General features: G+C 58.3%; 21 protein-coding genes and 1 pseudogene. 14 read left to right on the forward strand and 8 right to left on the reverse strand.

Going from position 1 to position 20199, the window contains the following annotated elements; all coding sequences use genetic code 11:
* The 6 genes from ACIQY3_RS06310 (at position 1) to rluB (ending at position 5124) form a co-directional block, all read left to right on the forward strand.
* The gene (locus ACIQY3_RS06310) at positions 1-864 is read left to right on the forward strand and encodes a PHP domain-containing protein (protein WP_403018034.1); all 864 of its coding nucleotides are present in this window, start codon (positions 1-3) and stop codon (positions 862-864) included.
* A 13-nt stretch (positions 865-877) separates the two neighbouring features.
* Positions 878-1507, forward strand: coding sequence for an L-threonylcarbamoyladenylate synthase (locus tag ACIQY3_RS06315; RefSeq protein ID WP_054049612.1), 630 nt, complete (start codon positions 878-880; stop codon positions 1505-1507).
* A gap of 60 nt (positions 1508-1567) precedes the next feature.
* Positions 1568-2326, forward strand: a complete 759-nt coding sequence (locus ACIQY3_RS06320) for a ScpA family protein (RefSeq protein WP_177331463.1) — start codon at positions 1568-1570, stop codon at positions 2324-2326.
* 11 nt (positions 2327-2337) lie between these two features.
* Positions 2338-3348, forward strand: a complete 1011-nt coding sequence (scpB, locus tag ACIQY3_RS06325) for an SMC-Scp complex subunit ScpB (RefSeq protein ID WP_403018035.1) — start codon at positions 2338-2340, stop codon at positions 3346-3348.
* Positions 3349-3496: 148 nt separating this feature from the next.
* Positions 3497-3688 carry a DUF1289 domain-containing protein gene (locus tag ACIQY3_RS06330; RefSeq protein WP_403018036.1) on the forward strand — a complete coding sequence of 64 codons (192 nt, stop codon included), beginning with the start codon at positions 3497-3499 and terminating at the stop codon, positions 3686-3688.
* 143 nt (positions 3689-3831) lie between these two features.
* Complete coding sequence (gene rluB, locus ACIQY3_RS06335; RefSeq protein WP_403018037.1) at positions 3832-5124, forward strand: 23S rRNA pseudouridine(2605) synthase RluB; 1293 nt, start codon at positions 3832-3834, stop codon at positions 5122-5124.
* 200 nt (positions 5125-5324) lie between these two features.
* Here rluB and ACIQY3_RS06340 read toward each other — a convergent pair whose 3' ends face one another.
* Positions 5325-6290: a leucyl aminopeptidase gene (locus tag ACIQY3_RS06340; protein WP_403018038.1), complete on the reverse strand. Its 966-nt coding sequence runs from the start codon at positions 6288-6290 to the stop codon at positions 5325-5327.
* Between the two features lie 69 nt (positions 6291-6359).
* On the reverse strand, positions 6360-6494 hold the full coding sequence (locus ACIQY3_RS06345; RefSeq protein WP_259698148.1) for a hypothetical protein: 135 nt from the start codon (positions 6492-6494) through the stop codon (positions 6360-6362).
* A 501-nt stretch (positions 6495-6995) separates the two neighbouring features.
* Between ACIQY3_RS06345 and ACIQY3_RS06350 the strand changes: the two genes are divergently transcribed.
* Positions 6996-7142: a hypothetical protein gene (locus ACIQY3_RS06350; protein WP_403018039.1), complete on the forward strand. Its 147-nt coding sequence runs from the start codon at positions 6996-6998 to the stop codon at positions 7140-7142.
* A 289-nt stretch (positions 7143-7431) separates the two neighbouring features.
* Positions 7432-8853: an amino acid permease gene (locus tag ACIQY3_RS06355; protein ID WP_403018040.1), complete on the forward strand. Its 1422-nt coding sequence runs from the start codon at positions 7432-7434 to the stop codon at positions 8851-8853.
* Between the two features lie 234 nt (positions 8854-9087).
* On the opposite strand, the gene ACIQY3_RS06360 is transcribed toward ACIQY3_RS06355, so the two are convergent.
* Positions 9088-9930: an alpha/beta fold hydrolase gene (locus tag ACIQY3_RS06360; protein ID WP_403018041.1), complete on the reverse strand. Its 843-nt coding sequence runs from the start codon at positions 9928-9930 to the stop codon at positions 9088-9090.
* Positions 9931-10197: 267 nt separating this feature from the next.
* Here ACIQY3_RS06360 and ACIQY3_RS06365 point away from each other — a divergent pair, with 267 nt between their 5' ends.
* From ACIQY3_RS06365 to arfB, 4 genes and pseudogenes are all read left to right on the forward strand, one after another.
* Positions 10198-10698 carry an Hcp family type VI secretion system effector gene (locus tag ACIQY3_RS06365; RefSeq protein ID WP_403018042.1) on the forward strand — a complete coding sequence of 167 codons (501 nt, stop codon included), beginning with the start codon at positions 10198-10200 and terminating at the stop codon, positions 10696-10698.
* A complete protein-coding gene (locus ACIQY3_RS06370; RefSeq protein ID WP_403018043.1) occupies positions 10691-11383 on the forward strand; it encodes a DUF4225 domain-containing protein in 693 nt (230 codons plus the stop codon). The genes ACIQY3_RS06365 and ACIQY3_RS06370 overlap by 8 nt, the downstream gene beginning before the upstream one ends.
* Positions 11384-11803: 420 nt before the next feature.
* Positions 11804-11991, forward strand: a pseudogene (locus ACIQY3_RS06375) (aminoacyl-tRNA hydrolase); the annotation flags it as partial.
* Between the two features lie 351 nt (positions 11992-12342).
* Positions 12343-12756: an alternative ribosome rescue aminoacyl-tRNA hydrolase ArfB gene (gene arfB / locus ACIQY3_RS06380; RefSeq protein ID WP_010461917.1), complete on the forward strand. Its 414-nt coding sequence runs from the start codon at positions 12343-12345 to the stop codon at positions 12754-12756.
* On the opposite strand, the gene ACIQY3_RS06385 is transcribed toward arfB, so the two are convergent.
* The 5 genes from ACIQY3_RS06385 to phhA form a co-directional block, all read right to left on the reverse strand.
* Positions 12753-13952 carry an MFS transporter gene (locus ACIQY3_RS06385; RefSeq protein WP_403018044.1) on the reverse strand — a complete coding sequence of 400 codons (1200 nt, stop codon included), beginning with the start codon at positions 13950-13952 and terminating at the stop codon, positions 12753-12755. The two genes, arfB and ACIQY3_RS06385, sit on opposite strands and share 4 nt — an antisense overlap.
* A 103-nt stretch (positions 13953-14055) precedes the next feature.
* Positions 14056-14238: a hypothetical protein gene (locus ACIQY3_RS06390; RefSeq protein WP_054049614.1), complete on the reverse strand. Its 183-nt coding sequence runs from the start codon at positions 14236-14238 to the stop codon at positions 14056-14058.
* A 480-nt stretch (positions 14239-14718) separates the two neighbouring features.
* Positions 14719-15912, reverse strand: coding sequence for an amino acid aminotransferase (locus tag ACIQY3_RS06395; RefSeq protein ID WP_403018045.1), 1194 nt, complete (start codon positions 15910-15912; stop codon positions 14719-14721).
* The gene (locus ACIQY3_RS06400) at positions 15912-16268 is read right to left on the reverse strand and encodes a 4a-hydroxytetrahydrobiopterin dehydratase (RefSeq protein WP_054049248.1); all 357 of its coding nucleotides are present in this window, start codon (positions 16266-16268) and stop codon (positions 15912-15914) included. Before ACIQY3_RS06400 ends, ACIQY3_RS06395 begins: the two co-directional genes overlap by 1 nt.
* A gap of 111 nt (positions 16269-16379) precedes the next feature.
* Positions 16380-17171, reverse strand: a complete 792-nt coding sequence (gene phhA / locus ACIQY3_RS06405) for a phenylalanine 4-monooxygenase (RefSeq protein WP_054049250.1) — start codon at positions 17169-17171, stop codon at positions 16380-16382.
* A 407-nt stretch (positions 17172-17578) separates the two neighbouring features.
* On the opposite strand from phhA, the gene ACIQY3_RS06410 reads away from it, so the two are divergent.
* Together ACIQY3_RS06410 and ACIQY3_RS06415 are read left to right on the forward strand one after the other, a co-directional pair.
* Positions 17579-19138: a sigma-54-dependent transcriptional regulator gene (locus ACIQY3_RS06410; protein ID WP_403018046.1), complete on the forward strand. Its 1560-nt coding sequence runs from the start codon at positions 17579-17581 to the stop codon at positions 19136-19138.
* A 310-nt stretch (positions 19139-19448) separates the two neighbouring features.
* On the forward strand, positions 19449-20189 hold the full coding sequence (locus tag ACIQY3_RS06415; protein WP_054615772.1) for a flagellar basal body rod protein FlgF: 741 nt from the start codon (positions 19449-19451) through the stop codon (positions 20187-20189).
* Positions 20190-20199 lie beyond the last annotated feature (10 nt).

The raw sequence follows: 20199 nt of genomic DNA on the forward strand, positions 1-20199 counted from the left end.
GTGAATGTTGATTTGCACTGCCATAGCACGGCCTCCGATGGCGCCCTGGCGCCTGCGGTACTGGTTGCGCGTGCGTTCGAGAAAGGCGTGCGAGTCCTGGCCTTGACCGATCACGACACCCTTGAAGGCCTCGATGAGGCCCGCAGCGCCGCGACGGCGTTGGGGATGCAACTGGTCAACGGCGTCGAATTGTCCTGCACCTGGGGCGGCGCGACTATTCATGTGTTGGGCTACGGTTTCGACGTGAATGCCGTACCGTTGGTCGAGGCGATCGCCAAATTGCACGATGGCCGTTGGCTACGGTCCGAAGAAATAAGCCGAAAACTCGCGCTCAAAGGTATGCCTGGCGCGATGGACGGTGCCCGCGAGATGCAGCAGGCGCTCGGCGACAGCGGTAACGCGCCGGCCCGTCCGCATTTTGCCGACTGGATGGTGCGCGAAGGCTTCGTCAAGGATCGCGCCGAAGCGTTCCGCAAATGGCTGGGCGCCGGCAAACTGGGTGACGTCAAGCAACACTGGCCGACCCTCGAAGACACCGTCGCGACCCTGCGCGTCGCCGGTGCCTGGGTCAGCCTGGCGCATCCATGGCACTACGATTTCACGCGCAGCAAGCGTCGGCGCCTGATTGCCGACTATATTCAAGCTGGGGGCCACGCTATCGAAGTGGTCAATGGCCATCAGCCCGCCGAACAGGTGGGCAGCTTGGCCATTCTTGCCCGGGAGTTCGGTCTGCTGGTCAGCGCCGGCAGTGATTTTCATGGCCCTGGAGGCTGGTCGGAAATCGGTGAATACCGCCCGGTTCCGGAGGATCTGCCACCGTTATGGTGTCGATTCAAACATGACCCAATTATTGCCGCCGTCTGAACAGGTAGAGAATGTGAGTCAATTTTTCCAGATTCATCCGGAAAACCCGCAAGCGCGCCTGATCAAACAGGCTGTCGAGATCATCCGCAAAGGCGGGGTGGTGATTTATCCCACAGACTCGTCCTACGCCATTGGTTGCCAGATTGGCGACAAGAACGCCGTGGAGCGCGTGCGCCGCTTGCGTCAGCTCGACGACAAGCACAACTTCGCGCTGATCTGCAGTGACCTGTCGCAACTGGGGCTGTTCGCCAAGATCGACACAGGCACCTTCCGCATCCTCAAGGCCCATTTACCTGGGCCTTATACGTTTATCCTCAACGCCACCCGGGAAGTGCCGCGCCTGTTGCTGCACGCCAAGAAGCGCACCATCGGCCTGCGGGTGCCAAGCCATCCGATCGCCCTGGCGCTGCTCGCGGAGCTGGGTGAGCCGTTGATGAGCGTGACCCTGATCATGCCCGGCGACACCGATCCGTTGAGCGATCCCCATGAAATGCGCCAGTTGCTGGAACACCAGGTGGACCTGATCATCGACGGCGGTTTCGGCGGGATCAAGGCGTCCACGGTGATCAATCTGGCCGACGGCGAACCTGAAGTGATCCGCGTCGGTTGCGGTGACCCGACGCCGTTTATGGCCGAGGCGTAGATGTCCGCAGTAGAACCCGTCGACAGTCAGGCCGGAGCCCAGCAAGAGCTGCCCTTCGCCATGGTCTATGGCCAGGCGGTCATGGAAATGCCGCTGGACCTGTACATTCCGCCGGATGCCCTCGAAGTATTCCTCGAAGCCTTCGAAGGCCCCCTCGACCTGCTGCTGTACCTGATCCGCAAACAGAACATCAATATCCTCGACATCCCGGTGGCGGAAATCACCCGGCAGTACATGGGCTATGTCGAGTTGATGCAGTCGGTGCGCCTGGAACTGGCCGCCGAGTACCTGGTGATGGCCGCGATGCTGGCCGAGATCAAATCGCGGATGTTGCTGCCGCGCGCGGAAACCATCGAAGCCGAAGAAGACGATCCCCGGGCAGAACTGATACGCCGCTTGCAGGAATACGAACGCTTCAAAGCCGCCGCCGAAGGCATTGATGGCCTGAGCCGGGTGGGCCGCGACGTGGTGGTGCCCAAGCTCGACGCCCCGGAAGCCCGGGCGCGCAAGCTGTTGCCAGACGTGAGCCTGGAAGAATTGCTGATGTCCATGGCCGAGGTCCTGCGCCGTGGCGACATGTTCGAAAGTCACCAGGTCAGCCGCGAAGCGTTGTCCACCCGCGAGCGTATGAGCGATGTGCTGGAACGGCTCAAGGGCGGCGGTTTCGTGCCCTTTGTCGAGCTGTTTACCGCCGAAGAGGGAAGGCTGGGGGTGGTGGTGACCTTCATGGCGATCCTCGAACTGGTCAAGGAATCCTTGGTCGAGCTGGTGCAGAATGAAGCGTTCGCGCCGATCCATGTGCGGGCCCGAGCCGAATAACGAGTTGAATCATGAACCTGACTGAACCCCGCGAGCTGGCGCCACTGCTTGAAGCCTTTCTGTTGGCCTCGGGAAAACCGCAATCACTGGAACGCCTGTTCGAACTCTTCGAAGAGGGCGAACGGCCGGAGCCGCCGGTTTTCAAGAAAGCCCTGACGATCCTGGCCAAGTCCTGCGACGGCCGCGCCTTTGAATTGAAGGAAGTCGCGTCCGGCTATCGCTTGCAGATTCGCGAGAAGTTTTCGCCGTGGGTCGGCCGTTTGTGGGAAGAGCGGCCGCAGCGTTATTCCCGGGCCATGCTCGAAACCATGGCGTTGATCGCTTATCGCCAGCCGATCACCCGGGGCGAGATCGAGGATGTGCGGGGCGTGGCGGTCAACAGCCACATCGTCAAGACCTTGCTGGAGCGCGAGTGGATTCGCATCGTCGGCTACCGCGATGTGCCGGGCAAACCGGCGATGTTCGCCACCACCAAGGTGTTTCTCGATCACTTCAACCTGAAAAACCTCGACGACCTGCCGCCGCTGGCCGAACTGCGGGAGATGGAGCCTGACCCGGTGCTCGACTTCGACGACGCGCCGGTCCCGGCCGGTTTGCAGGAACTGGCCGACGCCAGCGCCGAGCCGGAAGAACCCAAGGAAGAAACCAGTTTCCACACGCTGTTGCTGGAACTGGATGACATGGAGCAGGGGATCAAGACTGACTTCGACGATTTGTTGCGGGATGGGGCGGTGACCGAGACTGAGGAGGTTTTGGAACAGCCCGAGCCGGAGATTGAAGTTGAACTTCAGCCTGAGCCTGAAGCCACAATCGAAGAAGAGCCGGAAGCAGAGCTGGAAGACGATGTCCTCGGTGTCGCCGAAGCGCGAGAGAAACTCCTGGCCGCCGTCGCCGCTTTAGAGCAGCACAAACCGGAACCCGAACCCGAACCCGAACCCGAACCCGAACTGAGCGACGAAGAAGCCGAAGCCCGCGCCCTCGCCGAAGCGATCGAAGCCGAACGCCGGGAATTCGACGACTGACCCCAAACCTGCGGTCAATGCAGATCCCCTTGTGGGAGCGGGCTTGCTCGCGAATGCGGTGCTTCAGGCGGCAATGATGTCGACTGACGCGCCCCCTTCGCGAGCAAGCCCGCTCCCACAAGGGTTTGTGGCGTTTTCTGGAGTAGGTATGAGCTCAACCAAAGACCCCTGCATCAGCGTCTGCAAGTTCACCGACGATATCTGCCTCGGCTGTGGCCGCAGCAAGCGCGAGATCAAGGCCTGGAAGAAACTCGACAAGTCCGACAAGCGCACGGTGCTGGCCGAAGCGGCGCTGCGCCTGATCAAACTCGGTGCCACCGGTCGGCGGAAACACAAGTAAGTATCCATTGATCAGCTAGTCTCTGATGCGCGAACGCTTGCATGAGCGTATGATTCGCGACCCTCCGGCGATCCCTTCGCCCGAGAACCAGTTTTACATCGCTTCAGGCAAGGCCTGAACAGACCACACCGGGAGGTGCCCAGATGAGTATCAACGACCAGAAAGACGACCAGGAAATCGGCCCAGCAGGCGAAAAACTGCAGAAAGTCCTCGCCCGTATCGGCGTCGGCTCGCGCCGTGACGTGGAAGCCTGGATCAGCCACGGCCGCATCAAGGTCAATGGCAAAGACGCCACCCTCGGGCAGCGCGTCGACATGCACGACGCCATCACCATCGATGGCAAGGTGATCAAGCGCGAAGAAGCCGCCGAGTCGGTACGCCGCGTGATCATGTACAACAAGCCCGACGGCGAAATCTGCACCCGCCTCGACCCGGAAGGCCGTCCAACCGTTTTCGACAAGATGCCGAAACCAAAAGAAGGTCGCTGGATCAACATCGGTCGCCTGGACATCAACACCACCGGTCTGCTGATGTTCACCACCGACGGTGAACTGGCCAACCGCCTGATGCACCCTTCCTACGAGATGGACCGTGAATACGCGGTACGTGTGCGTGGCGAAGTCGATGACGAGATGATCGAGCGCTTGAAAGCAGGCGTCGTCCTCGAAGACGGCCCGGCCAAGTTCACCGACATCAAACAGGCGCCGGGTGGCGAAGGTTTCAACCACTGGTATCACTGCGTGGTGATGGAAGGTCGCAACCGCGAAGTTCGTCGCCTGTGGGAATCTCAGGGCCTGGTGGTCAGCCGTCTGAAGCGCGTGCGTTTCGGTCCGGTGTTCCTCAACTCCGACCTGCCGATGGGTCGCTGGCGCGAAATGAGCCAGTACGAAGTCGACATTCTGAGTGCTGAAGTGGGCCTGACGCCTGTGGCCATGCCGCAGATGAACGCCAAGAGCAAAGACAAGCTCGATCGCATGCAGCGTAAATCGTCGCGTCCGATGGGCAAGACCGAGCGCGTGCGTTCGTTGCGTCCTGCTATCGGTAACCAGACCGCTGCGACGCCACGTGACTCCCGTGAACCGCAAATCGAAGGCGAGCGTCCAGCCCGCAAACCAGCAGCGCCACGCGCTGATGGCGAGCGCGGTCCACGCACGCCACGTCCGGCCAATGGCCGCACCGAGCGCGGTGAAGGCCGTGGTGCGCCAAGCGGTGGTCGTAGCGATCGCGGTGCTCCTCGTGGTGAAGCTCGTGGTGATTCGAGTCGCGGTACGCCAGTGGCAGACCGTCCGGCCGACACCAAGCGTCCGGCCAAGCCTGTCGGGAAGAAACGCCCAGGCATCGTTTTGGTCGACAAGGACACGCCATCGGGCAAACGCCGTGGCGCGCCAGCCGGTTCGGGCCAGCGTCCGGGCTTTGGGCGTCGCAAGCCGGAGTAATCGGTAAGCGCCGCATAAAAAACGCCAACCTTCGGGTTGGCGTTTTTTTTGGTCTGGCTGTAGTGGTTCGGTGAATGGTCGGGCCTCTTCGCGGGCAAGCCCGCTCCCACAGGTGACCGAGTTGTCTCGCAGAAATGCGATCAAATGTGGGAGCGGGCTTGCCCGCGAAGGCGCCAGAAGCAGCACCGCCATTTCAGCAGTTAAAACACAAACCGCCCATCAAACACCGGCTCATCATCCAGCGCCAACACGCCACCGGAGAAGATCAGGTCCAGGTGATGACTGCCCTTGGCCCCGCCGCCCAATCCCAGGTGCAAGCCGCAATGGCGCTCCTCGAACCCGGCGTTGCGTGCATACAGATCCTTCACGCCTTCGTTGGTGCCAATGCCCAACTCTTCGATCCGCCGGTTCGACGGATTGGCATCCAGGTATTTATTGAAATCGTGCTCAAGCCCCGGCACGTCCGTGGCGATTTTGCTGATGGTCGAGTTCTCGATCCACAACTCCAGCGGCGACTCCAGCACCCCGTATTTGCGGGCAAACGGAATGGTGCTGAGGAACGTCCCCATGAACTTCACCCGGCCATTGATCTCCTCGCTGTGGGTGGCGATCTCACCGGGTGCCAGGTCGAAGTTGCCGACACCGTTGATGTCGGTCCACTTCTTGATACTGCTCAGCGGTGTTTCAAACCACGAGCCATGGTCATCTTTGAAACTGAGGGTTGTCGCGTGGGACATGCGCTGGATCAAGTGGCTGTTCAACCCGGCAATGCGCTGCGGGGTGACACTGAACGTGTCGTAGAAGTAATCGCCGTAATCCTTGAACAGCAGCGACTTCTTCCAGTTTTGCGCCATCACTCCTTGCAGTGCGCGGAGAAATTCCGGGCCTTCGGGGCGTGGGTTGGGCAGGGTGGAAGAGTCGTAGAAGAAAATGTACAGATCGCTGTCGGCAATCGCCTGAGCCAGAAAATCCGTGGGTTCCAGATCCAGGCGCATGGCGCTGAAGCTGAACGGTGAGCTGTTACCCGCCTGTTCGGCGATGGCGCCGGTCAGTGCCTCGTAATCCGCGGTGTGGCCGAGCAAGACCTTCGCCGGGTTGATGCCGACGAGGGCCGGGTGTTGTTCGAGGTAGTAAAGGAAATGCGAGATAGCGCGTTGCTTATCCATGTAGTCCTCCCTGACAAACCGAGCAAATGGGGCAGGCACAACCGGCCGGATCGTGCCCGCCGGGATGGCTTACAGAGGCCACATCGCCGTGCCGAACGGAACAACCGCGTCGGCTTGCATCATTTCAACGGCGGCGTCATGGGTCGGCGCTTCAAACCAATCGTCCAGTTGCAGTTCAGTTTCCAAGTCTTTGTCCAGTTGCATAGTGAATCTCCCAGATGACTTTTACGACTGTTGAATAGGAACAGCGGCGTGTTTTTCAATCAGTGAATAACCCGCCAACTTGCCGATCGATGCGGTCCGGCAAGTCGCTGAAAACCTAGTTCACAGGGTTTTGGAATGCAAAAAAATAATTAAATAAGATTTGTTTGAATTTTTTATTCCATTTTTTGACTGCGAATTTCTTTATAAAAAACAGAAAACTGACTCGACCTTTTCCTTAGGAAGCTTCCTAACGTCAATTTGCAGTCAGCCTGCGGAAAGATCTGATTTGGCAAGTTTTCGTTACGGCATGTAACGGACGTTTTACGAATTCCACCGTCAATACCCTTCGAATGAGGCCCTTTTCAGGACTGTAAGGAAAACCTTCCGAAAGTCCGTTCTTTAACGACCCTGCAAGGCTCTGGCGCGCTTGTTTCAGCAGCACAGGAAGGGTGAGATGCCCCCCATGCCTGCCGTGCAGGTGCATAACAAGAAGGAGGCGCAATGAACGCCGTGACGCATTTCCATCTCTCCCCGTGGGCCGGTTTTTTGCTCGCCCGCGTCGATGACCTGCAAAGGTCTGACCTCTTTTTTGCAGCCGCCCGGCACTCCCAGGGCGGACACAGGCAATCCCGGCAACAGACGCGCTGACTCGCGTGTCTGGCAGCAGGGGGTTAGCGGTGTACAATGCGCCGCGTTTTAACTGTGATCTCCTGCGCATCTGCGTAAATTTCAAGGCTACCCGTCTTGTTCACTCCGCCGCGCCACAAGCGTGTCGGGTTCGATTTCGTCACAGATAAAAACAAACAGGTGACGCATGACCGTTGTAAATACGCTGAACTCCTGGTGCTTGCGCTGGGGTTTGATCGGCGCTGCTTGAAATTGCAACTGAGCAGCAACGTCTACTGAACATCATCAAACCTTGCGTGAGACCCTTTTCATGAGTGGACAAAACTCGCATTCAGGCGAGCTGAAACGCGGCCTGAAAAATCGCCATATTCAACTGATCGCCCTCGGTGGCGCGATCGGTACCGGGCTGTTCCTCGGTTCGGCGGGCGTCCTCAAATCCGCCGGCCCGTCGATGATCCTCGGCTACGCCATCTGCGGCTTCATTGCTTTCATGATCATGCGTCAGCTCGGCGAAATGATCGTCGAAGAGCCGGTCGCCGGTTCCTTCAGCCACTTCGCGCACAAATACTGGGGCGGTTTCGCTGGCTTCCTGTCGGGCTGGAACTGCTGGATCCTGTACATCCTGGTGGGCATGTCGGAGCTGACCGCGGTCGGCAAATACATCCACTACTGGGCACCGGACATCCCGACCTGGGTCTCGGCCGCCGGTTTCTTCGTGCTGATCAACCTGATCAACCTGGCCAACGTCAAAGTCTTCGGCGAGGCCGAGTTCTGGTTCGCGATCATCAAGGTCGTGGCGATTGTCGGCATGATCGCCCTGGGCAGCTATTTGCTGGTCAGCGGTAATGGCGGCCCGCAAGCGTCGGTGAGCAACCTGTGGTCCCACGGTGGCTTCTTCCCGAACGGTGTCAGCGGTCTGGTGATGGCCATGGCGATCATCATGTTTTCCTTCGGTGGCCTGGAAATGCTCGGCTTCACCGCAGCCGAAGCCGACAAGCCGAAAACCGTGATCCCGAAAGCCATCAACCAGGTGATCTACCGGATCCTGATTTTCTACATCGGCGCCCTGGTCATCCTGCTGTCGCTGACGCCATGGGACAGTCTGCTGGCGACCCTGAACGCATCGGGCGATTCCTACAGCGGTAGCCCGTTCGTGCAAGTGTTCTCGATGCTCGGCAGCAACACCGCTGCGCACATCCTCAACTTCGTGGTCCTGACCGCAGCATTGTCGGTGTACAACAGCGGCACCTACTGCAACAGCCGCATGCTGCTGGGCATGGCCGAGCAGGGCGATGCGCCGAAAGCCCTGGCGAAGATCGACAAGCGCGGCGTGCCGGTGCGTTCGATCCTGGCGTCGGCGGCAGTGACGTTGATTGCCGTGCTGCTGAACTACCTGATCCCGCAAAATGCGCTGGAACTGTTGATGTCGCTGGTGGTGGCCACCCTGGTGATCAACTGGGCGATGATCAGCTTCTCGCACTTCAAATTCCGTCAGCACATGGACAAGACCCAACAGACGCCGCTGTTCAAGGCCCTGTGGTACCCATACGGGAACTACATCTGCCTGGCGTTCGTGGCGTTCATCTTGTGCGTGATGTTGCTGATTCCGGGGATCCAGATCTCGGTGTATGCGATCCCGGTGTGGGTCGCGTTCATGTGGATCTGCTACGGCATCAAGAACAAGCGCAGCGCCCAACACACGCTGCAGGCTGCCAGCTCAAGCGTGAAGTAACGCAGAGTGCAAAAACAACAAACCCGGCCTTGTGCCGGGTTTGTTGTTTTCAGGGTTTACACAAAACTCACTGTGGGAGCGGGCTTGCTCGCGAAGGCGTCGTGTCAGACGATGAAGATGTCGTCTGGCACGCCCTCTTCGCGAGCAAGCCCGCTCCCACACTGGATTTGTGTTGAACACACTGCCGGAGAACAGCACACAACCACTGTGGGAGTGAGGCTGTGGTGTCAGTGATTACTTTTCATCCAGAAAGCTCTGCACCGACGCATTGAAAAACGCCGGGTCCTGGATAAACGCGAAATGGCTGACATTCGGCAGGATCAGCAGGCCGGCACCGGGGATGGCCGATGCCATGTATTCGGTGTGTTCGCGCTTGATCGCCTCGTCATGGTCGCCGTCAACGATCAACACCGGGCTTTTGATTTTCGCCAGGTCTTCGCTGGTCCAGTTCGGCTGGCTCGCCCACATGTGGCTGATTTGCTCGACGAACGCATCATATTCCTTGGGCGTCGGCGACAGCTTCGCGTATTCCTTGCCGGCGCGTTCGATGTAGGCGGCGAAGGTCGGGTTCTTCTCTACGCCTTCCTTGACCCCCGAGGTCTGGGTATTGGCGGCGAAGGCGAACACTTTGCCGACACGCTGCGGATAGCGCATCGCCAGATCCAGCCCGAGAATCGCGCCGTCACTCCAGCCCACGAAATCAGCGCGCTCGATCTTCAGCTTGTCGAGCACCGCGATGACGTCGTCCGCCATCAAGTCATAACCGTAAGGTCGCGCATCTCGGGAGCTGCGACCATGGCCACGGCTATCGAGTGTGATGACGGTGTGCTTCGCCGAGAGAGCCTTGACCTGATTGCCCCAGTAATCGGAATTGGCCAGACCGCCGTGCAGCAACACGACAGGAGAGCCGTGGCCGGTAATCGAGTAGTAGAGCTTGATGCCGTTGACGTCGGCACGGCCGGTTTTTGCACTGGTGATTGGAGCGGGGGTGTCCGGCAGTGTTTCCCAGCGTTCGACGGCGTGAGCCGCGTTGAATGACAGCAGCAGGCAGAAAGCAGCAAGCAAGCGACGAGGCATAGGTCTCTCCATTTAAGCGACTGATCGGCGTGATCCGGAGGCTTTAGCGTAGAAGGCTGCCGTCAGAAGGCCAGGTGTAGATATATAAAGATATATTGCGGATGGGCTTCTGAAGCCTGGTTCCTACATGTGTAGTTGCCATGTACTACAGTGGCTTCGGAAAATTGCAAAAACAGAATGAAGCTTGTTAATTCGGAAGTGGACTACAACCTACAGGGTCTTTTTTATCTTAGTCTGGCGTCCCGAAAACATTAACGAGCGGCGTATATGGCCAGTAACAGCTACATGACGATTACCGGTAAACGTCAAGGTTTTATCTCTGCCGGTTGCTCAGGTAATAGCTCTATTGGTCACAAATGCCAGTTTGATCACGAAGATGAGATCCTGGTGTTGGCGTTCTCGCACGATATGACGACTGGTAATGAAGGCAACATGGCCGGTGATCGTGGTAAACACATGCCGATCGTGATCACCAAAGCGATTGATAAAGCATCACCCCTGCTGGCGAGTGCGTTGCATGAGCGTGAGGAGGTTGAATGTACGATCAACTTCTACCGCACCGCCTCGGCTGGAGGACAGGAGCGCTATTACTCAATACACCTCAACGGTGCGCGAATTGCGCATATCAGTCAGCAAGTGCCCCACGCTATTCGCATGAATGATGCCGAACCGCAGGAGCAGGTAGCGATTCGATATAGAGAAATCGCCTGGGCCCATGTAACCGCAGCGACAAGCGCTTATAGTTCATGGAGGGAAGAGGGTGAATGAAGACGCTTGTGATATTCATGATGTAACGCGAGCGGCTTCCGATTTGGTTGCAGTCGGATGCAACATTGGCATGACGCATTTTCCTGACGGTCTTATGCGGCTGCGATTTGGATCGATGATTTCTTCGTTTGCCAATGAAGTTATTCAGGCAGTCGATGAAGGGCTGATCAGCGCTTGGGAAGGGGGTCAGGAAATCAGGGCTGAGTATGAGGCGTTGGCTTCAAGGGCGCGGTTTTACCTGCAGAATGGTATTGGGGTGGCGGCGGGTGCAATGCAGATTAAAACGGGGGTTTCAATCGCTGCTACCCCGGGAGTTGGCGTATTAGGTGTTGTTCCGGGAGCGCTGATGGTTGGACACGGAGCGAATAACATTTATGAAGGGATGGCGAATATCTACTATGGGCCGGACGCGTCCGGCACTGTTGGACCCATTAGGAATATCTACAGAACTGCCTTTGATGATGACAGGGGGGATGTGGCTTATTACTCCTTGGATTTGATTTTGTCAGCGTATGGGGTTTTTAGGAGAGTTCAAAGGCCTGAGGCTTTTGAACTTTTCAGGCGTGACCCGATAAACTACGAAAGAGCTTACCAACAGACGGGAAAACTAACGCTGGCCTTTGAGGTGTTTGTTGACTTTCTCACGATAAATATAATTAGATCTCAAGAGATGTCAGGTTCTTAAGTGGGGGTGCTATGAGGGTTTAGTTACTATGTTTTTCCGTGCATTCTTGGGATGTATATAATCAATCCAAAAAAAACAACGATAGCATATGTTGCTAGGTAAACTTTGTTTAAGTATTTTTCATCTATGTGAATTATTTTTCTTATGCCGAATACAATCAGCCCTGAGGGTAGTCCAGAGCAGCCTAGTACTAGGAGAGTGACGGCAAGATAATATCGAATTTTTTCAAGGAGCATTAGTTGTGAAGCCTCATTGATATGATTTGTTAGGTTAGTAAAGTTGGGCGAATAAAAGCAACTGTTTTTTTAGGTTTGTTAATTGTGGTTCTGAAAGATTCGGAAAGGCCTGTTCCAATGATTGTCAGATATTCAGTTCGTTATTCGCGGTATCCTGCACACCCCGAAACTCGGATGCGTCTCCATGCTGGTAATCTCCAACAAAGTGCACCTGCCGGATGCCGAGATCGAATTGACCGCCATCCACGCCCAAGGCGCCGATGTCAGAACTTCAGCAAGGTCCCTAGCTCGATGCACCTGCGGTTCGATATTCCGGCCTCTTCCTTGCCCGAATTTTACAAGGAGCGGTTGATGGCGCTGCGCGACAGTCAGCATCCTGAATCTGCGCAACTTTTTAGATTCGATCCTGTCAGCAATGAAAGGGCTTACTGATGCTTGAAAATGTTCGATATTACCTTTCTGTTACTTGCCTGGTTTTAGGCTGCTCAGGCTTGTCGACGGGAATTATAGTCTGGTGCATAACTGAGGTTATTCCTTTGGGCGGTTGGGGCTTGAATGTCGCCTACTTGGTCACTTACTCAATTCTGGTTTTTTTTGGTTTGCGCTTTTATATTCCGAGAATGCGTGGGCACGCATAAGACTGGCTAGGGTGCAACCGTAGCGATCCGTTTTTCAAAGCCGCATTCGCGGTATCCTGCACGTCCTGAACCCGGACGCTTTTCCATGCTGGTAATCTCCAACAACGTGCATCTGCCGGATGCCGAGATCGAATTGACTGCCATTCGTGCCCAGGGCGCGGGAGGGCAGAACGTCAACAAGGTCTCCAGCGCCATGCATCTGCGCTTCGACATACCGGCCTCGTCGTTGCCCGAGTTCTATAAGGAGCGGCTGCTGGCGTTGCGGGACAGCCGTATCACCAGCGACGGCGTGTTGATCATCAAGGCCCAGCAATATCGCACGCAGGAAGCCAACCGCGCTGATGCGCTGGAACGGTTGGTGGAATTGATTCTTAGCGCCACCAAAGTCGAAAAGAAGCGCCGCCCGACCAAGCCGACCCTCGGTTCGAAGAAGCGTCGGCTGGAGTCCAAGACCAAGCGCGGCAGCATCAAGGCCGGGCGCGGTAAGATCGACTTCTAGCGGGGCTCTCTTTCTTCGCGATACTTCGGTGCTTGCCGGTACAGATAAACGCTCAGCGCCAAACCGCTAAGCGCGGCGAGGGCAGCGAACAGGAAGATCGACGCAAAGCCGAATCCCGCTGCAATTGCACCGGCCAGTGGCCCGGTAATCCCCAGCGACAAATCGATGAACAGCGAATAAGCCCCGACCGCCGCGCCGCGACTGGAGGCCGGCACCAGGTTGACCGCTTCCACGCCCAGCGCCGGGAATACCAGTGAGAAGCCGAAACCGCTCAGTGCCGCACCGGCCAGTGCCCAGTGGGCGTCCGGCGCGAGCCACAGCAGTAACAAGCCCAGGGTTTCCACCGACAGGCAGGCAATCGCCACGCGAAACCCGCCGAGGCGGTTGATCAGGTTGCCGAACAGCAGCCGCGCACCAATGAAGCTGGCCCCGAACAGGCTCAGGCAGAGCACCGCGTTCGACCAATGCTGCGTGGCGTAATACAAGGTGATGAAGGTGGCGATGGTGCCGAAACCGATCGAGCCCAGCGCCAGGCCGCAGCCGTGGGGCAACACCCGACCCAGCACATGCATGAACGGCAGGCGTTCACCGACCACAATCGGCGCGGCGGTTTTCGGCCAGGCCAGCGCAAGGCCCAGCACCGCCAGCAGCACGATGCTCACGCCCATGCTCCACAAACCCATTTGATCGACCAGCAGCACGCCCAGCGGCGCACCGATGGCGATGGCGCCGTAGCTTGCGATGCCGTTCCAGGAGATCACTTTGGCAGTATTCGCCGCGCCGACCCGGCCGATGCCCCAGCCGATCGAGCCCGAGCCCACGAGGCTTTCCGCGCTGCCGAGCACCAGTCGGCCGATCAGCAAGCTGATCAGGCTCAGCATCGGCAGGCTTTGGGTCCAGGCTGAAATCAGCATGAACACCCCACTCAAACCGCAACCGGCGAGGCCGTACATCACCGCCAGTTTGCTGCCCTTGTTGTCGATAATGCGCCCGGCGTAAGGCCGGCTGAGCAGGGTGGCCAGGTATTGCACGCTGATCACCAGCCCGGCGATGACCGCGCCGAAACCCAGGTCGCTGTGGACGTAACCCGGTAATACGGCCAGGGGAATGCCGATGTTGAGGTAGCCGATGAAGGTGAACAGGACGATGGAAACGACTTGCAGCGTGACCGCCAGGGGGCGCTGGTTTTCTGACATGGGTAAAAGTCCACGGGGCAGCAGGATAGATAGGCTGCTTATGATAGCGGCGCGAGGGGCGAGCGGTCGTGGAAAAGTAAAACTATTTGTTGGGCGGGATGAGTCAGGATTTGGCCGGGGCGACCAGTTGCGTGGTGACCAGGGCGGCGAGGGCGTTTTCTTCACTGCCGAAACGGGCGAGCAGGGCGGCTTGTTTTTCCGGGGAGAGGCGATTCCAGATCTCGATCATTTTCTCGGCGGTGCCGATCAGAACGCTGGCCTGGGTTTCAGAAAAGTCATCGGTCATGGCAGGGTGCTCGGGGTTCAGGCGGTGTGGAAAGCGCATGTTAGCGCTTTCCACACGGTCTGGCATTGCAGGTGTTTCAGTCTTCGCTGTCAGCCTTTCGACTGTCAGTGGCTTCTTTCGGCTCAGGCTGTTGGGCACTGGCTTGTTGCGGGGGTGTCTGCTCAGTTTCGTGCAGGCTTGGGAAGGGGAGATTAGGGATCTCGTGCATGTTCGCGCTCCTCGCAAAGTCTGTTGATAGATCTGGTAGATCCGCGCTTTTAAAAAGCTTGGGCAGGATACAGCAGGAGAAATGACAAACAGACTTTTATATCCATTTGTTTCGACGAATGGGATTGTCTAGACAGGTCTACAGCAGTCACACAAATCAAATGTGGGAGCGGGCTTGCTCGCGAATGCGGTGTATCAGTCAGTTGATGTCAACTGACACTCCGCATTCGCGAGCAAGCCCGCTCCCACATAGGGATGTGTAATGGCTCGAGGTTACTTGCAGACTTCAGCTATCGCCTCGGCCAGCAGCGCCAAACGCGTCGCATCAATCCCCGCCACGTTGGCCCGGCCGGAGTTGACCATGTACACGCTGTGATGATCGCGCAACTGTTTGACCTGCTCCGCCGTCAACCCGGTGTAGGAGAACATCCCGCGTTGCACGCCGATGTGCGCAAAGCGCTCGCGCAAGCCGTGGGGCTCAAGGGCTTCCACCAGGCCAGTGCGCAGTTGCGCGGTGCGCAAACGCATGGCTTCTACTTCGTCGGCCCACAGACTTTTCAGCTCGGGGTCGCCGAGGATGGTCGCCACGACGGCGGCACCATGATCCGGTGGGGTCGACCACAGGTTGCGGGCGATGTTGGCCAGTTGACTGCGGATATCCACCAATTTCTCGGCGGTTTTCGCGCAGACAATCAGCGCACCGGTGCGGTCGCGGTACAGGCCGAAGTTCTTCGAGCAGGAACTGGTGATCAGCACTTCCGGCAACGCGTCGACGAACAAACGGGTGGACCAGGCGTCCTGTTCCAAACCGTCGCCGAAACCCTGGTAGGCGAAGTCGATCAGCGGCAACAACTCGCGGCGTCGTACCACGTCGAGCACCCGACGCCAATCGTCATGGGACAAATCGAAACCGGTCGGGTTGTGGCAGCAGGCGTGCAGCAGCACCACGTCGCCCTTGGGGGCTTCGTTGAGCACCGCGAGCATCGCATCAACGTCGAGACGGTTGTCGCTGCCCACGTACGGGTAGTGACTGACCTTGACCCCGGCCGTGGCGAAAATCGTTTCGTGGATCGGCCAAGTCGGGTTGCTCAACCAGACGCCACGGCCCGGCAGCATTTGCGCAATGAAGTCCGCGCTCAAGCGCAATGCGCCGGTGCCGCCCGGCGTCTGGGTGACGCCGGCCCGTTGCTCGGCGATCAGTGCCGAATCGGCGCCGAGCACCAGTTCGTTCATGACTTTGCCGAACGCTGGTTCACCATGACCACCGATGTAGGTCTTGGTGGTCTGGCGATCCACCAGGCGCGCCTCGGCGAGTTTCACCGATTGCGGAATCGGCGTCAGGCCCTGGGCATCTTTATAGACGCCCACACCCAGATCGAATTTGCGCGGGTTGGGGTCCTGCGCATAGGCCTCCATCAGGCCGAGAATCGGGTCGCCGGGTACTCGGCCGATGGCGTCGAAATGCATTATTTGCGGCCCTCGGCATCCTTGGCCACGTCATCTGTGCGCGCGGCCATGATGAAGTCGTTGCGGTGCAGGCCCTTGATCGAGTGGCTCCACCAGGTCACGGTGACTTTGCCCCACTCGGTCAGCAGGCCCGGGTGGTGACCTTCGGCCTCGGAGATTTCACCCACCGCGTTGGTGAAGGCCAGGGCGTGCTTGAAATTCTTGAACAGGAAAACCTTTTCCAGCTGCATCACGCTGTCGCGGACTTCGATGTTCCAGTCCGGGATCTGTTTGATCAGTACCGGCAACTCTTCGTCGCTGACCTGAGGGGCGCCGGCTTGGCAGGCTTCGCAATGGGCTTGGTTCAAAGCGGACATGGTCTGTTTCCTGTATCGAGTTTTTATATGGGCTATATCGGCCGTCAATGCCGTCACGCTAAACCAAAGCCGCGCCGACTGACAGGCTCACTTGTCAGTAAAAGTCGCGGTTCACGCGGCCTTGGGTTTGGGTGGGAATTTCGGTGCGTGCAAGCCCAGCTGCATGCCTTGCTTGACCATCGCCATGATGTCTTCATGGGCCACGTCGAACAGGCGCTTGAGATTGGGCAGCACAAAGTACAGCGGCTGCAGGATGTCGATGCGATACGGCGTGCGCATGCATTCCAGCGGATCGAAGGCTTGATGCTCCGGCTCGTCCGACATGCAGTAAACGGTTTCTTTCGGCGAGGACAGGATGCCGCCGCCGTAGATGCGCAGGCCCTCTGGCGTATCGACCATGCCGAATTCGATGGTCATCCAGTACAAACGCGCCAGGTACACGCGTTCTTCCTTGGTGGCCTGTAGGCCGAGTTTGCCGTAGGTGTGGGTAAATTCAGCAAACCACGGGTTGGTCAGCAACGGGCAGTGGCCAAAGATCTCGTGGAAAATGTCTGGCTCTTGCAGGTAATCCAGCTCTTCGCGGGTACGGATAAACGTCGCTACCGGAAACTGTTTGTTGGCGAGCAATTCGAAAAAGGTCTGGAAGGGGATGAGCGCCGGAACCCGGGCCACTTGCCAACCGGTGGTTTCACCGAGAACTTTGTTGATCTCACCCAGTTGCGGAATGCGGTCGTGGGGCAGACCGAGTTTTTCGATACCGTCCAGGTATTCCTGGCACGCACGCCCTTCGATCACTTTCAGTTGGCGAGTGATCAGCGTGTTCCACACCGCGTGTTCTTCGGCGGGGTAGTCGATAAAACCTTGCGCATCGGGCTCGCGGGCCACGTATTGCGTCTGCTTCATGCTGCTCTCCTGCTAGGGGGAAGTCGTTCTTGTTATGTACAGCTATGGACCTAGAGATACCCCAAGGCGTGTGGTGATGCAGCAGGTGATTCGGATCGCGCGTAGGAGAAATCCGTGTTTTTCGTAAAGTTTTCGTTACGGATTGATGGCTGTGGCGCAGGTATTGAGTTTTTCGGGTTTGAAAAGCGCTCTGGGTGTCACATAATCTTGACGACTATCTGAGTGCCCTTGCAGAAAAATGCCCCCGAGGACACCGCAATCCCCCTTGTGGGAGCGGGCTTGCTCGCGAAGAGGGAGTGTCAGTCGACATCATCATTGGCTGACACGACGCCTTCGCGAGCAAGCCCGCTCCCACAGGGTGAAGTGTTTGGCATCCAATTCACTCACCGCTTTTTCAGGCCTTTTATATGCGTATCAAAGTCCACTGCCAAAACCGCATCGGCATCCTGCGCGACATCCTCAATCTGTTGGTGGAATACGGGATCAACGTCGCGCGCGGCGAGGTCGGCGGTGAGCATGGCAATGCGATCTACCTGCATTGCCCGAACCTGATCAACATCCAGTTCCAGGCGCTGCGTCCGAAATTCGAAGCGATTGGCGGAGTATTCGGCGTCAAGCGTGTAGGACTGATGCCCAGCGAGCGTCGGCATATGGAACTCAATGCGCTGCTCGGCGCCCTGGAGTTCCCGGTGCTGTCGATCGACATGGGCGGTTCCATCGTCGCGGCCAACCGCGCGGCGGCGCAGTTGCTCGGAGTGCGGGTGGACGAGGTGCCGGGGATTCCCTTGTCCCGTTACGCCGAGGATTTCGATTTGCCGGAACTGGTGCGCGCCAACAAGTCGCGGATCAACGGGCTGCGGGTGAAGGTCAAGGGTGACGTGTTTCTCGCCGACATCGCCCCGCTGCAATCGGAGCACGACGACAGCGAGGCCATGGCCGGCGCGGTGTTGACGTTGCACCGGGCGGACCGGGTCGGCGAGCGCATCTATAACGTGCGCAAACAAGAGCTGCGCGGTTTCGACAGCATCTTCCAGAGTTCGAAAGTCATGGCTGCGGTGGTGCGCGAGGCCCGGCGCATGGCACCGCTGGATGCGCCGCTATTGATAGAAGGCGAAACCGGCACCGGCAAAGAACTGCTGGCGCGGGCCTGTCACTTGGCCAGCCCGCGCGGCCAGTCACCGCTGATGGCGCTTAACTGCGCCGGTCTGCCGGAGTCCATGGCCGAGACCGAGTTGTTCGGTTATGGCCCCGGCGCGTTCGAAGGGGCGCGGGCCGAAGGCAAGCTCGGGCTGCTGGAGCTGACGGCGGGCGGTACGTTGTTTCTCGATGGCGTTGGGGAAATGAGTCCGCGCTTGCAGGTGAAATTACTGCGCTTCTTGCAGGACGGTTGCTTCCGCCGTGTAGGCAGTGATGAAGAGGTCTACCTGGACGTGCGGGTGATCTGTGCGACCCAGGTGGACTTGTCCGAGTTGTGCGCCCGCGGCGAGTTTCGCCAGGATTTGTATCACCGCTTGAACGTGCTGTCGTTGCACATCCCGCCACTGCGCGAATGCCTCGACGGTTTGACGCCGCTGGTGGAGCACTTCCTCGACCAGGCCAGTCGGCAGATCGGTTGTCCGTTGCCGAAACTGGCGCCGGCGGCGATGGAACGGCTCAGCCATTACCATTGGCCGGGCAATGTCCGGCAGTTGGAAAATGTGTTGTTCCAGGCGGTTTCGTTGTGCGAGGGCGGGACGGTCAAGGCTGAGCACATTCGATTGCCCGACTACGGCGTGCGTCAGCCCCTTGGCGATTTCTCGCTGGAAGGCGGGCTGGATGCGATTGTCGGGCGCTTTGAGAAAGCGGTGTTGGAGCGGTTGTATTCCGAACATCCGAGCAGTCGGCAGTTGGGTAAGCGGTTGGGGGTTTCGCATACGACCATTGCCAATAAGTTGCGCGAGTATGACGTCGGCAAGACTGAGTCATAGCCAATAGTGGTTGGGGCTGTCAGGGCCCCTTCGCGAGCAAGCCCGCTCCCACAGGTGATCGCATTTCCCTGTGGGAGCGGGCTTGCTCGCGAAGGCGGTCGTCCTGGCAACCTGCAGTTCAATCTTTGCCACTTACCGGCATAACACCGCCGGTTTTTCGACTTCGACACAATCCCCTCATCCCCTCCAAACCCCTCAAGTCCTTTGTTTGCCGGGCCCCGGGCCGTCAGAAAAAAGTTGGTCTGCAAATTGCTTAAGGCTCATCAGTACAGCGGTGGGCGGCAAACGTCCGGCATGCAGAGGATTGAGTGTGGATAAGTACCTTTATGTGGCAATGACCGGCGCCAGCCAGAATGCACTGGCGCAGAAGGCTCACGCGAACAATCTGGCGAACATCTCCACCAACGGTTTTCAAAAGGACCTGGAACAGGCCCGTTCGATGCCGGTGTTTGGTGACAGCTTTCCGGCGCGTGCCTTTGCCATGAGCGAACGTCCGGCCACCGACTTCTCGCCAGGTTCGATGGTGGAAACCGGTCGTGACCTCGACGTGGCCGTCACCGGCAACGGCTGGATCGCGGTGCAGAGCCCTGACGGCAGCGAAAGCTACGTGCGCACCGGCAGCCTGAACATTGACGCCTTGGGTGTGTTGCGCGCCGGCAACGGTATGCCGGTAATGGGCAATGGCGGGCCGATTGCCGTGCCGCCCGAGCAGAAAATCGAAGTGGGCGAAGACGGCACCATCAGCATTCGTTCGATGGGTGAAGGCCCGCGCGTGATGGCCGAAATCGACCGGATCAAACTGGTCAACCCTGACCTGAAGAACATGACCAAAGGCCTGGATGGTTCGATCCACACCAAGGACGGCAAGCCGGCGCAAGCCGATGCAGGCGTCAAGCTGGTGTCCGGGTTCCTGGAGTCGAGCAACGTCAACGCCGTGGAAGAAATGACCTCGGTGCTGGCCTTGTCGAAGCAATTCGAGCTGCACATCAAGATGATGAACACCGCCAAAGACGATGACCAGGCCATGGCTCGGGTCTTGCAGATCAGCTAATTACCAGAAC

The sequence above is a fragment of the Pseudomonas sp. NPDC096950 genome, from assembly GCF_044762525.1.
Lineage (GTDB): Bacteria > Pseudomonadota > Gammaproteobacteria > Pseudomonadales > Pseudomonadaceae > Aquipseudomonas.